This is a genomic window from Micromonospora sp. NPDC051296 (assembly GCF_040682255.1).
In the GTDB taxonomy this organism is placed as follows: Bacteria; Actinomycetota; Actinomycetes; order Mycobacteriales; family Micromonosporaceae; genus Micromonospora; species Micromonospora craterilacus.
Genome location: NZ_JBFBAO010000051.1, coordinates 1 through 13,153, shown reverse-complemented (window position 1 = coordinate 13,153; position 13,153 = coordinate 1). Strand labels below are relative to the sequence as shown.

The 13,153-nt window shown below is 71.9% G+C and carries 14 protein-coding genes; 5 read left to right on the top strand and 9 right to left on the bottom strand.

Features of this window, described 5'->3' with window-relative positions; genetic code table 11:
- Window positions 1-84: 84 nt before the first annotated feature.
- Both AB0M52_RS08555 and AB0M52_RS08550 read right to left on the bottom strand, forming a co-directional pair.
- The gene (locus AB0M52_RS08555; RefSeq protein WP_363950701.1) at window positions 85-1,611 is read right to left on the bottom strand and encodes a DUF6297 family protein; all 1,527 of its coding nucleotides are present in this window, start codon (window positions 1,609-1,611) and stop codon (window positions 85-87) included.
- Window positions 1,608-2,264 carry an ATP-binding cassette domain-containing protein gene (locus AB0M52_RS08550; protein WP_363950727.1) on the bottom strand — a complete coding sequence of 219 codons (657 nt, stop codon included), beginning with the start codon at window positions 2,262-2,264 and terminating at the stop codon, window positions 1,608-1,610. The genes AB0M52_RS08555 and AB0M52_RS08550 overlap by 4 nt, the downstream gene beginning before the upstream one ends.
- A 95-nt stretch (window positions 2,265-2,359) precedes the next feature.
- On the opposite strand from AB0M52_RS08550, the gene AB0M52_RS08545 reads away from it, so the two are divergent.
- Window positions 2,360-3,289, top strand: a complete 930-nt coding sequence (locus tag AB0M52_RS08545; protein WP_363950699.1) for an LLM class F420-dependent oxidoreductase — start codon at window positions 2,360-2,362, stop codon at window positions 3,287-3,289.
- 37 nt (window positions 3,290-3,326) lie between these two features.
- Here the strand turns inward: AB0M52_RS08545 and AB0M52_RS08540 are convergent, their stop codons facing one another.
- Window positions 3,327-3,527, bottom strand: a complete 201-nt coding sequence (locus tag AB0M52_RS08540; protein ID WP_363950696.1) for a hypothetical protein — start codon at window positions 3,525-3,527, stop codon at window positions 3,327-3,329.
- Between the two features lie 58 nt (window positions 3,528-3,585).
- Between AB0M52_RS08540 and AB0M52_RS08535 the strand changes: the two genes are divergently transcribed.
- Complete coding sequence (locus tag AB0M52_RS08535) at window positions 3,586-4,821, top strand: FAD-binding protein (protein WP_363950693.1); 1,236 nt, start codon at window positions 3,586-3,588, stop codon at window positions 4,819-4,821.
- Window positions 4,822-4,850: 29 nt separating this feature from the next.
- Here AB0M52_RS08535 and AB0M52_RS08530 read toward each other — a convergent pair whose 3' ends face one another.
- Window positions 4,851-5,990, bottom strand: a complete 1,140-nt coding sequence (locus AB0M52_RS08530) for a site-2 protease family protein (RefSeq protein WP_363950690.1) — start codon at window positions 5,988-5,990, stop codon at window positions 4,851-4,853.
- Window positions 5,991-6,117: 127 nt separating this feature from the next.
- Here AB0M52_RS08530 and AB0M52_RS08525 point away from each other — a divergent pair, with 127 nt between their 5' ends.
- From AB0M52_RS08525 to AB0M52_RS08515, 3 genes are read left to right on the top strand one after another with little or no spacing between them, the layout of a single operon-like run.
- Window positions 6,118-7,086 carry an ATP-binding cassette domain-containing protein gene (locus tag AB0M52_RS08525; protein ID WP_363950687.1) on the top strand — a complete coding sequence of 323 codons (969 nt, stop codon included), beginning with the start codon at window positions 6,118-6,120 and terminating at the stop codon, window positions 7,084-7,086.
- Window positions 7,079-7,879: an ABC-2 family transporter protein gene (locus tag AB0M52_RS08520; RefSeq protein ID WP_363950684.1), complete on the top strand. Its 801-nt coding sequence runs from the start codon at window positions 7,079-7,081 to the stop codon at window positions 7,877-7,879. The genes AB0M52_RS08525 and AB0M52_RS08520 overlap by 8 nt, the downstream gene beginning before the upstream one ends.
- Window positions 7,876-8,670: an ABC-2 family transporter protein gene (locus AB0M52_RS08515; protein ID WP_363950681.1), complete on the top strand. Its 795-nt coding sequence runs from the start codon at window positions 7,876-7,878 to the stop codon at window positions 8,668-8,670. The genes AB0M52_RS08520 and AB0M52_RS08515 overlap by 4 nt, the downstream gene beginning before the upstream one ends.
- A gap of 73 nt (window positions 8,671-8,743) precedes the next feature.
- Here AB0M52_RS08515 and AB0M52_RS08510 read toward each other — a convergent pair whose 3' ends face one another.
- From AB0M52_RS08510 to AB0M52_RS08490, 5 genes are all read right to left on the bottom strand, one after another.
- Window positions 8,744-9,163, bottom strand: a complete 420-nt coding sequence (locus AB0M52_RS08510) for a PIN domain nuclease (protein WP_363950678.1) — start codon at window positions 9,161-9,163, stop codon at window positions 8,744-8,746.
- Complete coding sequence (locus AB0M52_RS08505; RefSeq protein ID WP_363950675.1) at window positions 9,160-9,366, bottom strand: type II toxin-antitoxin system VapB family antitoxin; 207 nt, start codon at window positions 9,364-9,366, stop codon at window positions 9,160-9,162. Before AB0M52_RS08505 ends, AB0M52_RS08510 begins: the two co-directional genes overlap by 4 nt.
- A 116-nt stretch (window positions 9,367-9,482) precedes the next feature.
- The gene (locus AB0M52_RS08500) at window positions 9,483-10,211 is read right to left on the bottom strand and encodes a DUF6518 family protein (protein WP_363950672.1); all 729 of its coding nucleotides are present in this window, start codon (window positions 10,209-10,211) and stop codon (window positions 9,483-9,485) included.
- A 540-nt stretch (window positions 10,212-10,751) separates the two neighbouring features.
- Window positions 10,752-11,924 (bottom strand): glycosyltransferase, encoded by a 1,173-nt coding sequence (locus AB0M52_RS08495; protein ID WP_363950669.1) that lies wholly within the window; start codon window positions 11,922-11,924, stop codon window positions 10,752-10,754.
- A gap of 185 nt (window positions 11,925-12,109) precedes the next feature.
- Window positions 12,110-13,033, bottom strand: coding sequence for a L,D-transpeptidase family protein (locus tag AB0M52_RS08490; protein ID WP_363950667.1), 924 nt, complete (start codon window positions 13,031-13,033; stop codon window positions 12,110-12,112).
- Between the last annotated feature and the right edge of the window lie 120 nt (window positions 13,034-13,153).

Below are 13,153 nucleotides of genomic sequence, written 5' to 3'. Positions count from 1 at the left end.
ATGACAGCAAGGGTTCCTGCAAGTTATGCAAGAACTTGCGGTGATGGCGAGACCGTCCCCGTTGGCCGTGTTCGGAACGCCGGGTCACACCTTGGGGCGGCGGCGGTCCGTTCCGAAGTGCAGGTAGGCCAGTACGCCGGCGACGGAAAGTGCGCCCTGGAGCCCGACCCACCACCAGCCCGGCTGCGCGGTTGCCAGCAGGGCCACCAGGGTGGGCGCCGCGAACAGCAGCACGTCCGCGCCGTTGAGCAGCCACATCACCGGGCCGGGCGCGAAGGTGCCCATCGGCGTGTCGACCGGCGGCAGGGTGTTGTCGATCCGGCCCGCCTGGGCCCGCCGGACGGCGGTCATCGCGGCGGTCGGACCGAACGCCAGCCCCAACGCCCACCATGGCCCCGGTGGCAGGCCGCCGAGCAGGCCCAGCGCCGCCATGGCCAACCCGGACCAGGCGGTGGCCAGCACCGCCGGCACGACCAGCCGGACCGCCACCGCCCGCCGCCCGGTCAACCCGAGCAGCCGCAGCAGCGTCGGGTGAGCCGCGTCGCGGCGCAGCGCGTCGAGGGTGACCCCGGCGGCGGTGCCCGCCCCCACCACCAGGGTCGCCGCGGGCAGCCAGCCGGGGCCGGCGGTGAGCAGCGCCGGCAGCGGCGTCGCCGCCAGCAGCCAGACCAGTCGCCAGCCGCGCCGGCGCAGCACCAAGAGGTCCTGCTGCAACGGCACGAGCCGGCCGACGCGGGGACGCAACGGCCGGGACCGCAGCGCCCGGCGCCGCCAGTACCGCCGCTCGCGCAGGCCGGCGACGAACGACGGCTCGACCGCGTACGCCGCGTCCAGGTAGCTGCCGACGGTCATCGACGGCTCGTACAGCCGGGCGTCGGGCAGGCGCGCCAGACCGCGTACGGCGAGGGCGGTGAGCGCAGCTGCGGTGGCGACGGCGGCGAGGACCAGCGCGGGCGGCGGCGCCGCGACGACGGGCGGGGCCGGCAGCGGGTGCAGCCGGGCGAGCAGCGCCGTCGCGCCCAGCGCCACCAGGACCGCGGGCACCATCGCGTCCAGCACCCGTTCGCGGGCCGGCCGCCGCTGCGCGGCCACCGCGAGCAGCGCGAGCAGCACGCCACTGACCGCGCCCAAGGCCAGCCACCCGGCGAGGCCCGCCCCGGGGAGCGGCCGCGCCGCCAGGCGGGCGGCCCCGGCCAGCGCCAGCACCGTCCCCGCGAGCGCCCCGACGATCAGCACCCGGACCAGCGCAGGCAGCAGCAGGCCACGGCGGGAAACCGGTGCCGGCAACAGCCAGCTCAACTCGTCGCGACCGAGCACCAGCGGGCCCAGCCGGCGCAGCAGCAGCACCACTCCGGCCGCGCACGCGCCCAGCAGCACCAGCACCACGGCCCGGTCCGGCCCGGCCGCGGGCTGCTCCGGCCAGAGGGCGGGACCGACTCGCGGGCCGACCAGCGCGACCGCCACGGCCACCGTCAGCAGCAGCACGTACGCGGTCTCCAAGGAGAGCGACCGGCCCCGTTCGGCGCGCCGGCGCCGGACCCAGCGACGCAGCTGGCGCGCGGTCGGTGGCGCGGACTCTCGCCGGGTCGGCGGCTCGGCGACCCGGGTCATCCGCGGCCGTCGGGCACGGGCGAACCGGTCCGGGAAGGCTCGTCCGGCGTCGGGGCGTCGGAGTGCAGCCGGAGGACGGGGCAGTCGAAGGCGGCTACGAAGACCGGGTCGTGGCTGGCCATCAGCAAGCTGCCGCCACCGGCCAGATGGTCGCCGAGCAGGCCGGCCACCACCGGCCGGATCGCCGCGTCGAGCCGCTGCTCCGGCTCGTCGAGCACCAGCAGGTCGACCGGGCGGGCCAGCGCGGCGGCCAGCAGCAGGCGCTGCCGTTCACCCGAGGAAAGCCGGTCCGGGGTGCCGTCACCGAGGTCACTCAGGCCTAGCACGGTGAGCAGCTCGTCGACCCGGCCGTCGGCCGGATCGCCACCGCCGGCCAGCCGAACCAGCTCGACGTGCTCCCGGACGGTGAGCCCGGCGTACCAGCTGGGTTGCTCGACGGTGGCGGCGACCCGCCGCCAGAACACGGCCGTGCCGTCCGGCGACGCCCCGAACACCCGCACCGAGCCGGTGCTCGGCTCGACCAAACCGGTGACGCAGCGCAGCACGGTGGACTTGCCGGCACCGTTCTCGCCGACCAGGCAGAGCGCGCCGCCCGCCGGTAGGTCGAACCCGACGTCCCGCACCACCGTCACGCTGCCGTACGCGATGTGCAGGCCCGCTACGGCGACGACCGTTTCGTCCACCGGCCCACCCTAGATCCACCGGACAAGCCCGCCGGGTGCCGCCGCCGGCTTTCTATGCTCGACACATGGAACTGCGGATCTTCACCGAACCCCAGCAGGGCGCCGACTACGACGACCTGCTTGCCGTGGCCCGCCGCGCCGAGGAGACCGGCTTCGGCGCCTTCTTCCGCTCGGACCACTACCTGAAGATGGGGTCGGTTAGCGGCGAACCCGGCCCCACCGACGCGTGGACGACCCTGGCCGGGCTGGCCCGCGACACCCGGTCGATCCGGCTCGGCACGCTGATGACCGCCGCCACGTTCCGGCTGCCCGGCCCGCTGGCCATCACCGTCGCCCAGGTCGACCAGATGAGCGGCGGACGGGTCGAGCTGGGTATCGGCACCGGCTGGTACGACGCCGAGCACAGCGCGTACGGGATTCCGTTCCCGGGGCTGGGGGAGCGGTTCGACCGGCTGGACGAGCAGCTTGCCGTGATCACCGGCCTGTGGCGGACCCCGCGGGGAAAGACTTTCGACTTCGCCGGCCGCCACTATCAGGTCAGCGACTCACCGGCACTGCCCAAGCCGGTGCAGCGGCCCCACCCGCCGATCCTGCTCGGCGGTCGGGGCGTGAAGCGTACGCCGCAGCTCGCCGCCCGGTACGCCGACGAGTTCAACCTGCCGTTCGCCTCGGTCGACGAGTCGGTCGCCCAGTTCGAGCGGGTCCGCGCGGCCTGCAGGGAGATCAGCCGCGACCCTGCCGAGCTGACCTGGTCCAACGCCCTGGTGCTGTGCTGCGGGCGGGACGAAGCCGAGGTGACCCGCCGGGCCGCGGCGATCGGCCGGGAGCCGGACGAGTTGCGGGAGAACGGCCTGGCCGGTACGCCCGCCGAGATCGTCGACAAGATCGGCCAGTACGCGGAGATCGGCAGTCAGCGGATCTACCTCCAGGTGCTCGACCTGAGCGACCTGGACCACCTGGACCTGGTCGCCACCGAGGTGATGCGGCAGCTCTGACGCCGACCGTGGGCCCCGCGCGCCCGGCCCGCGACGCTCAAGCCGCCCGGGGCGGCGGGCCGGGCGTGGGCGCCGGCGTCGGCACCGGACCCGGCGTCGGGCTCGGCTGCGGGCCGGGCTGGGACCGGAGGTACGCCTCGGGACCGCTCGCCGGCTCCACGCCGCTGCCGGTCGGGTCCATCTCCTCCTCGGAGGGGTACATGTCGCCGCGAGGGGCGGGATCACGATAGCTGCTCATCGGCGTAGGGTTCCCCGACGAAGCCGGCGGTAACCGTCGGCGCGGAGAGGGGGTCCTCGTGCCGACGCACCGCAACTGGGCGGGCAACGTGCAGTACGCCGCCCGGGCGTACCACCGGCCGTCGTCGATGGACGAGCTGCGCGAGCTGGTCGCCGGCAGCGACCGGATCCGGGCGGTGGGCAGCGGGCACTCCTTCAACCGACTCGGCGACACCACCGGCGACCTGGTCACCCTGGCCGGGCTGCCGGCAACGGTGCACCTCGACGAGGAGCGGCGGACCGTCGACGTGCCGGCCGCCATGCGCTACGGGGACCTGGCGACCTGGCTGCACGAGCGCGGGTACGCCCTGGCCAACCTCGCCTCGCTGCCGCACATCTCGATGGCCGGCGCGGTCGCCACCGGCACCCACGGCTCCGGCAACGCGATCGGCAACCTGGCCACCGCGGTCACCGGCCTGGAACTGGTCACCGCGGCCGGCGAACTGCTCACCGTGGACCGGGACGCCGACGACTTCGCCGGGATGGTCGTCTCGTTCGGTGCGCTGGGCATCGTCACCCGGCTCACCCTGGACGTGGTGCCCACCTTCGACGTCCGCCAGTACGTCTGCCTGGACCTGCCGCGCTCGGCGCTGGACGCGGCGTTCGCCTCGGCGTACAGCGTCAGTGTCTTCACCGACTGGCGTTCCACCCGCGGCACCCAGGTCTGGCGCAAGCAGCTCGCGGAGCAGGCCGCGCCCCCGGCGGACTGGCTCGGTACGACGCCGGCCGACCGGCCGTGGCATCCGGTGCCCGGCATGCCGACGGTCAACTGCACCGAGCAGCTCGGTGCAGTTGGCCCCTGGCACGAGCGGCTGCCGCACTTCCGGCTCGGCTTCACCCCCAGCAGCGGCGACGAGTTGCAGTCGGAGTACCACCTGCCCCGGGCCGTGGCCGCCGACGCACTGGCCGCGCTGGACGAGGTGGCGCACCTGATCGCCCCGGTGGCCCAGACCAGCGAGCTACGGACGATCGCGTCCGACGAGCTGTGGCTCAGCCCCAACCACGGCCGGGACAGTCTCGCGGTGCACTTCACCTGGATCGCCGACGCCTCGGCGGTGCTGCCGGTGGTCGCCGAGGTCGAACGCGCCCTCGCCCCCTTCGCCCCCCGCCCCCACTGGGGCAAGGTCTTCACGCTCACCCGCGACGCGATCGCCCCCAGCTATCCCCGCTGGCTCGAGTTCGAGGCGCTCCTGCACCGCCTGGACCCCAAGGCCAAGTTCCATACCGACGAGTTGGAGCACCTCTTCCCGCGGTGACCCACCACGCGGGCTGTCTCGCCGGCGGTTCAGCGGTTGGGGGCGGGTTGGTTGCGGAGGTGGCCACGTTGGACGGCGCGGCTGATGTCGCTCGGCGAGACGATGCCGACCAGGCGACCCTCGGTCACCACCAAAGCCCGGCCGTCGGCACACTCGCTGAGCCGGGGCAGCAGGTCGGTCAGCTGCTCGTCGGGGGAGGCGAGCACCAGATCGTCGGCCCGGCAGGCCACCGCCTCGAGCCTGGTGCTGGCCCGCTCGTCGCTCGGCACGCCGCGTACCCGGTCGAGAGTGACCAGGCCGACGGGCCGGCCGTCCTCGGTCAGCGGCAGCGCCGTGTGCCGGTACGCGAACAGGTAGTTGTCGACGAAGTCGGCGACGGTCATCTCACTGGAGGCGGTCTGCGGCTGCGGCGTCATCACCTCGGCGACCCGGATCCCGCGCAGCGCGCTGCCCATCCGGGCCTGCCGCTCCTCCAGACCGGCGGCGCCGATCAGGAACCAACCGATCAGCGCCAGCCAGAGCCCACCGATGCCCGCGCCGCTCAGGAACCGCCAGAGCCCCAGGCCGATCAGCACCACGCCGAGCACCCAGCCGGCCCGGGCCGCCACCACCGATGCCCGGGTCCGGTCCCCGGTCGCCTTCCAGACCGCCGCGCGCAGCAGCCGACCGCCGTCCAGCGGCGCCGCCGGCAGAATGTTGAAGATCGCCAGCAGCAGGTTGATGCCGCCGAGCCAGGCCGTCGCGCCGAGCAGCAGCCCGTGCACCCCGGCGACGCTGAGCAGCATCGCGATCACCCCGAAGAAGGCACCGATGACCAGGCTGACCAGCGGCCCGATCCCGGCGATGCGCAGCTCCGCGCCCGGGCTCCGGGCCTCGCCCTTCAACTCGGCGACCCCGCCGAAGAGCCAGAGGGTGATCCCCCCGACCCCGAGCCCGTTGCGTTTGGCCACGACCGCGTGGGACACCTCGTGGGCGAGCAGGCCCAGGAAGAAGACCACCGCCGCCGCGAGGCCCGCCAGCAGGTACGCGATCGCCGACTGGCCGGGGTACGACCGCGGAAACAGATTGGCCGACAGCCCCCACCAGATCAGCGCGAAGATGACCAGGACGCTCCAGTTCACCCCGACAGGTACGCCCACGATCCGACCGAGCCGGAAACTCGCCCTCATATGTCGGTGATACCCCCGCACCGTCATCCCATGCCAGGGGCAGAAGTCATCTGTTGGGTTTTGTGAACCGTTTCGCCGGCCGGAAATTCGGTTTCGATCATGCCGTGCGGCTCGTTACGGTCGCGAAGTGATCGAGGTGCGGGAACTGGCGAAGCACTATCGGGTGCACCGACGGCAACCCGGCCTGCGCGCCGCACTCCGGTCGTTCGTCCGGCGTGAGCACGTCACCGTCCGGGCGGTCGACCGGGTCAGCTTCTCCATCGCCGAGGGAGAGGTGGTCGGTTTCCTCGGCCCCAACGGCGCCGGCAAGACGACGACGTTGAAATGCCTGACCGGTCTGCTGCATCCCACCGCCGGCACCGTACGGGTGCTCGGGCACACCCCGCACCGCCGGGAACCCGATTTCCTGCGCAGGATCTCGCTGGTCATGGGTCAGCGCAACTCCCTGTTCTGGGACCTGCCCGCCGCCGACGCCTTCGAAGTGAACCGGGCGATCTACGGGATCGCCCCCGGGCCGTACCGGTCGGCGCTGGAGGAACTGGTCGACCTGCTGGACCTTGAACCGTTGCTCCACAAGCAGGTCCGGGTGCTCAGCCTCGGCGAGCGGATGCGCTGCGAGCTGGCCGGCGCCCTGCTGCACCGACCGGATGTCCTCTTCCTCGACGAGCCGACGCTCGGCCTGGACGTCAACGGTCAGGCGGCGGTACGCACCTTCCTGCGCGACTACAACGCCCGGCACGGGGCCACCGTCCTGCTGACCAGCCACTACATGGGCGACGTGACCGCGCTGGCCCGCCGGGTGCTGGTCATCGACCACGGCACGCTGCGCTTCGATGGCGACCTTGCCGAGCTGGTCGAGGCCCATTCGCCGCACCGGCTGGTCCGGGTCACCGTGCGCGAGGCCGTGCCGGCGGAGACCTGGGCCGGCCTGGGTGAGGTGTCGTCGATCGACGGCGCGGTGGTGACCCTGGCGGTACCACGCGCCGAGACCGCCGCGATCGCCGCCCGGCTGCTGACCACCCTGCCGGTCGAGGACGTCGCGATCGAGGACCCGCCGGTGGAGGAGATCATCCGGAACGTCTTCGCCCATGCGTGACGTGCTCCCCGCGTATCCCTCGCTGGTGCGCAGCGCCACGCTGGTGGCGGCGACCTACCGCGGGCGGATCGTGCTGTCGCTGCTCACCGCGTTCTTCCCGTTGCTGACGATGGCGGTGTGGCTCACCGTCGTCGCCGAGGGCGGACCGCCGGACGGCTGGACCGCCGGCGACTTCCTCTCCTACTACGCGGCGGCCACCCTGCTCTGGAACCTCGCCGGTGACCGGGTGGTGTGGCAGTGGGACGCGGACATGCGCAGCGGCGACCTGTCCGTGCGGCTGTTGCGCCCGGTGCACCCCTTCCACCAGTACGCCACCAGCGACCTCGGCCAGCGCCTGGTGTTCCTGGTGGTGCTGGTGCCGGCCCTGGTGCTCGCCGCCTGGCTGGTGCCGGGACTGAACTACTCGGCGGATCCGCTTCGGCTCGCCGCCGTCGCCGCCGCGCTGGTGCTGGCGTACGCGGTCAGCCTGCTGATGGCGTCGACCTTCGCGTTGATCGGGTTCTGGAGCACCCAGACCACCAACGGTTGGCTGCTGTGGTGGGGGCTGGGGTCGTTCGCCTCGGGATGGGTCGCGCCACTGGCCCTGATGCCCGACTGGCTGCGTACGGCCGGGATGGTGCTGCCGTTCCGCACCACGATGGGCTTTCCGGTGGAGCTGCTGATGGGCCGCCTCGACGCAGACCAGTCGGCGTACGGCTTCGCCGTCGGGCTCGGCTGGCTCGCGGCGTTCGCACTGCTGTACCGGGTCGCCTGGCGGTTCGGGGTCCGCCGCTACCAGGCGGTGGCCGGATGAACCCCTGGCCGCGCCAGGCGCGCATCCTGGGAATCTGCTGGCGGGCGGCGGTGACCGGCGAGATGGAGTACCGGTTCAACTTCCTCGCCAACTTCGCGTTGAGCATGTTCTGGATGCTGTGGGCGGCGGCCGGCGCATCGGTCTACTTCCGGTTCACCGGCACCGTGGCCGGCTGGACGCAACCCGAGGTGCTCGTGGTCATCGGCCTGTTCTTCGCCCTCAACGGCCTGCGCCAGGCGTTGTTGCAGCCGAACCTGGAGCGGATGACCGAGTACGTCCGGCGAGGGACCCTCGACTTCCTGCTCACCAAGCCGTTCGACGCGCAACTGCTGGTGAGCCTGCGGCACCTCAAGGTCAACAATCTGCTCGACCCGATGCTCGGCCTGGCGCTGACGGTGGTCGGTGTCGCGCTGTCCGGCCGCGGCGTGTCGGCGGCCGCGCTGGCCTCGTTCCTGCTGCTACTGGCCTGCGCCGTCCTCCTGATGTACGCCCTGAGCGTGGTGCTGATGGCGCTCGCGGTGGTGCTGGTGGCCGGCGAGGAACTCGGCCGGGTCTCCTTCGCCTTCGTCGAGCTGTCCCGTTTCCCGGTGGAGATGTACCGCAACCCCGCTCAGGCCGTGCTCACGGTCGTCCCGGTCGCGTTCCTGACCACCTACCCGGCGGCGGCTCTGCTGGGTCGACTCGACGCGTACCTGCTGCTGCTCGCCCCGGCCGTGGCCGCCGGCGCGGTCCTCCTGGCCACGCTGCTCTGGCGGCGCTCGCTGCGCTCCTACGCCGGCGCCAGCGCCTAGCACTCCGGGCCGGCGTGGGCCGAGGTGGCCCGAGTCACCGGGCGAAGCCAGCCCCGGAAGCCGGGCCAGTTGATCAATCTGCGGTGCCGGCCGGTACGACCCAGGTGGTTGGCTGGCCGGTGATCGCAGTGATCATGTCGTAGTCGCCGTCGTAGTGCAGGACCGTGGCCCCCTGCCGCTCGGCGGTCGCGCTGATCAGTAGGTCAGCCATGGAGAGGGCCCGGTGGTTACCCTTGTGTAGCGCCTGGAGTTGAACATCGATCGCCCGGTCCCAGACCTCGTCCGGCATGGGAAGCCAGTGGAAACCGCCGAGCAGCCAGCGGGCGCGCTGGGCGTCCTTGACCGTACGGGCGCTCTGGACGACTTCGATTTCGATCGCTCCGCACACCGCCAGCAGGCCGCGCTCGGACAGTTCGTCGAGCACGGGCGCGACGGTTGGTTTGGGCCAGCGGGCAAGAGCGGATTTGTCGAGCAGGTACAGCTCTCGACTCACGCCGCGTCCGGCTTTGTGTCGACGTGACCGGTGAGATCCGGCAGGCCACCGCTCTTGAGCCAGTCGGCGAACTCGCGCCGCTTCTCCCGGTCGACAGCGGCCCTCAGCGCCGCGTTGACCGTCGCCTTCTTCGTGGTCGTGCCGAAGATCTTGGCGGCCTCGGCGAGCAGTTCGTCATCGACATCGAGGATCGTCCTGGCCATCGGTGGTCCCCCAGTTCAGCGCGGTGCCACCGAGATGATATCAAGTATCGCTGATCTTGATATCAATGGGCCGAGGGATCCGGCCGGGTCAGCAGGCGGTCATCAGTGACGCACGGTCACAGCCCCATCCTGATCGCGTCGATCTGGCTCCATAGCAGAAGTCCCGTCGCACCGGCGACGACGGACGTGGCGACGAAGATTGGCCATGACTTCTCCGCCCTGCGGTGCCCGAGGACAACAGCCGCCCCCAGCGTGGCGAGCATGACGCTCACCCCTGCCGAAATGACGCGCCCCAGGTAGAAGCCTTCCAGGGCATCCCAGGCTCGGAAGATCGTCAGGAAATGTAGCCCTTCGCCGGCAAGCAGCCCAAGCGCCGCCCCGGCCGCGATCGATGCCTGAATCCGCGTCCCGCGCCGGATGAACGACCCCAGCAGGCCCAGCGACACGCCCGCGACAACGGACGCGACGAGCCAGAAGGCCGTGGCTCTGCCCACTGACGCCAGGGCGGCAAACGAGCTGCCGTCCTCCAACTCGCCAAACCGCCAGCGCCGTCCGTCCACGAGGATGAGTCCGTAGTAGGCGACCGTAGCGAGAACCAGGACAGCGGTGGCGTTGACCAGAGCCGCCCGACGGTGTGCCGAGGCGTAGCCAGCCAGCAACGCCGCCGCACCCCATGCGAAGCCGGTGCTGGTCAGCGTAAGGATCACTTGACCAACGGTGCCGGGCAGTTCGTCGCCGACGAAGGCGAACAGCCCCAACGCCCCACCCGCCACGAGCACCGGCCGCCACGACACGTCGCGGTGGGTGTCAACTGCTGGTTCCGACGTAGCCGCCGATGCGATCAAGTGGATTCCTTGCTGCCCGAGAGGCGCTCTCCCCGACTCCGCCACCCGTGGGCATCGAGCGTGTTCGGTGCGACCGTACCGGACCATCCGAGTTCCATCAGTCCTCGGTCGCTCATCGGTCAACGGCCTGTGGCCCCATCCGCCGGGGCGAATGTGTCCTCCGGAGGGTGATGTCACACAGAAATAAATATGTCTGTGTGACATCACGCTTGCGAGGAGAGTTGGCTCCCGGGCGCGACACACCAAGACAAGCCGGTACGCGTCGACCCCACGGAACCCCACGTGTGGCTCCGGCGTCAGTTGCCGAGGGTGTTCTGCTTGACGCTGGCGCCGCTCAGGTCAGGCACGGGATACCTCCTCTGCGACTTGGTGGATCAGGCTCTTTGACTGAGACTCGTGGTCGACTGCGGCGGCCGACCTGACCCGCCTGACGAAGAGTGGCCGGTCGAGCAGGATTTGCTGGACGGCACGGTGCCGGTCGTCGACCCGAGCGTCGAGCCGGCCCGCCAGCACGTCGAGCGGATCGGCGCCGTCGCTCGCTCAGGCCGCCACTCGTGAGGATGCCGTCTCGGCCCTGCGGTGGTGACCTGGTACGTCCGGCAGCGCCGGGGCTTCGCTCCGGTCGACCAGTGACCGGACGAACTGGCTGGCGTCCTGGTGGCGTAGCACCGACTGGCGGCCCTGTCGGCCGGCCTCGCACTGCATGACGATGGCGGCCGCGAGTTCCGTGTCGGTCTTCGGCCAGGGCACCAGACCGGCGTGGGCGAGCACCTCGGCGTTGGCGCGGCCGTGGGCGGGGATCGGCCGGAACGTCACCGCCGGCAGGCCGGCCGTGAGCGCCTCGGTCAGCGACAGCCCGCCCGCGTTGTGCACCAGCACGTCCGCTGCCGCCATCAGGCTGGCCACGTCGGAGCGCCAACCGAGCGCCACGACCCGGTCCCGGCCGGACAACTGGTCGCGGAGTCGCTCGTTGCGTCCGCAGAGGACCAGCACGTCGGCGACCCCGGACGCCACGATCGCGTCGACGGTGGGTATCACCTCGCCCATGCCCTCCGAGCCGGCCACCAGCAGCGCCACCCGTCGGTCGACCGGCAGGCCTATCGACCGGCGGATCGCGACCCGTCGTGCCGCGGTGTGGACCTGCTCGAACGCCGGGGACACCAGGCCGCCGACGGCGCGCATCGGCACGCCGAACTCGCGGGTACCCATCGCGGCGGTCGCCTCGGTCACCGTCAGGTGGTGGTCGACGTCGGGATGCACCCAGAGGCGGTGCACGGCCGGATCGGTGAGGTACGTGACGACCGTGGCGGTCAACCGTCCGGTGCCGCGCAGTTGGCCCAGCGACTGGCTGGCCAGGGGGTAGGTGGACACCACGACCGGATATCCCGCCGCCCAGCGGCTGATCTGTCGCTGCGCGAGACGGCACATCCCGTCGACGGCCCGATGTACCCAGTTGCCGCGTTCGATGCCCTGGAACACCCACTCGAACAGGTTCGGTGCGTGCCGGACGCTGCCGGTGTAGCCGTCGCGCAGGGCCAGCCGGCAGGGCGAGGGTACGGCGTCGAGGAAGTCGCGTACCGCCACCTGGAGGCCGGCCCGTTCCAGCCGGGCGCGTAGCTCGGCTGCGGCGCCGTCGTGGCCGGCGCCGACCCCGCCCGTGACGATCAACACGTCGCCGGGGGCGGCGCTCTCGTGGGCGGTGTGGCTGAACACCGGGACTCCTTCTGCCGTACGGGTGACGCGCGGTTCCGGTGGTTCTGCGTGGGTACGGCAAACCGGGGTACCGGGTCCCAGGACAGTAGGCCGCGATTGCTTACCTCCGGCTTACGGCTGGATGGTCGCCGGACCAATTTCGGGCATCCGGGCGGGTCGGCAGGGCGATGCCAGCTGGAACCGGCTCAGGCGGCCGGGGGTGGGCTGGGCAGCTTGTCGACGACGACCACCGGGGTGCCCTCGCGCAGTTCCGTCAGCAGCAACCGCTGACCGCTCGGGGTCAGCCGGATGCAGCCGTTGGTGGTCTTCTTGCCCAGCTCGCCGTCGTGGTACCAGGTGTGGATGCCGATGTGCGCACCGCGCAGGCCGGTCGGTACGGAGTCGGGGTCGTCGGGCACCGAGCCGAGCGCGAAGATGTCCACCCCGCCGTAGACGCGCTGCGGCGGCGGGGTGCGACCCAGGATGAAGGTCCGGCCGAGCGGGGTCTCCTGACCGCGCCGGCCCAGGCTGACCTGCCACGAGCGCTTGGCGACCCCGTCGCGGAACCAGGTGAGCCGGTATGGCACGCGCTCCACCACGATCTGGTCGCGCAGGGCCACCGTGCTGAAGCCGCCGGGCGGCAGCCAGGCCAGCTTGCGGTTGGCCGAGGGAAGCAGCACCGCCGTCCAGCCGGCCTCGCGCTGTGCGATCGGCACGGTCAGCTCCACCCCGCTGATGGTCGGCATCAGGAAGGCCAGCGGCCGGCCGCCGGGCGCGTCGTAGGCGGCGAGCCGGCGGGTCGGGTGTAGCCCCCGGGTCGGCGGGGTGGTGTCCAGGATGTCCGGGTCATCGGGAAAGCCGGCCGGTGCCAAGCCGTAGTCGATTTTCGGCAGGCCCTTCGGCGCTGGCGCGGCCGGCGGCACGGTCTCGGCCGCGGTATCGGCCTCAGTAGCCGGCATCGCCGCCACCGTCGGTGCGGCTGGCACCTCGGCTGGCCGGGCGACCGGTGCCGCCCCGGGTGCGGGCGTCAGCACCCACCCGGTGTACGCGGCCACGCCGAGCAGCGCCGCAACGGCGAGCCCAACAACTCCCCGCCGCCCCAACACCCCCAAAATTCGCTCAAATCCCACGAACCAACTCTAACCACCAACACCCCCACCAACCCCCCAACTCGCCCCACCCGCCCCACCCGCCTCTACCGGTCGATCATGAAGTTAGCGGAGGATCTGGAGATCAAAGTCCCCGCTAAC

Bases quoted from the DNA above. Each gene is read 5' to 3' on its own strand.
- AB0M52_RS08540 (WP_363950696.1), bottom strand. From the start codon at position 3,527: ATGAGCAGCTATCGTGATCCCGCCCCTCGCGGCGACATGTACCCCTCC.
- AB0M52_RS08545 (WP_363950699.1), top strand. From the start codon at position 2,360: ATGGAACTGCGGATCTTCACCGAACCCCAGCAGGGCGCCGACTACGAC.
- AB0M52_RS08555 (WP_363950701.1), bottom strand. From the start codon at position 1,611: ATGACCCGGGTCGCCGAGCCGCCGACCCGGCGAGAGTCCGCGCCACCG.
- AB0M52_RS08520 (WP_363950684.1), top strand. From the start codon at position 7,079: ATGCGTGACGTGCTCCCCGCGTATCCCTCGCTGGTGCGCAGCGCCACG.
- AB0M52_RS08505 (WP_363950675.1), bottom strand. From the start codon at position 9,366: ATGGCCAGGACGATCCTCGATGTCGATGACGAACTGCTCGCCGAGGCC.
- AB0M52_RS08530 (WP_363950690.1), bottom strand. From the start codon at position 5,990: ATGAGGGCGAGTTTCCGGCTCGGTCGGATCGTGGGCGTACCTGTCGGG.
- AB0M52_RS08515 (WP_363950681.1), top strand. From the start codon at position 7,876: ATGAACCCCTGGCCGCGCCAGGCGCGCATCCTGGGAATCTGCTGGCGG.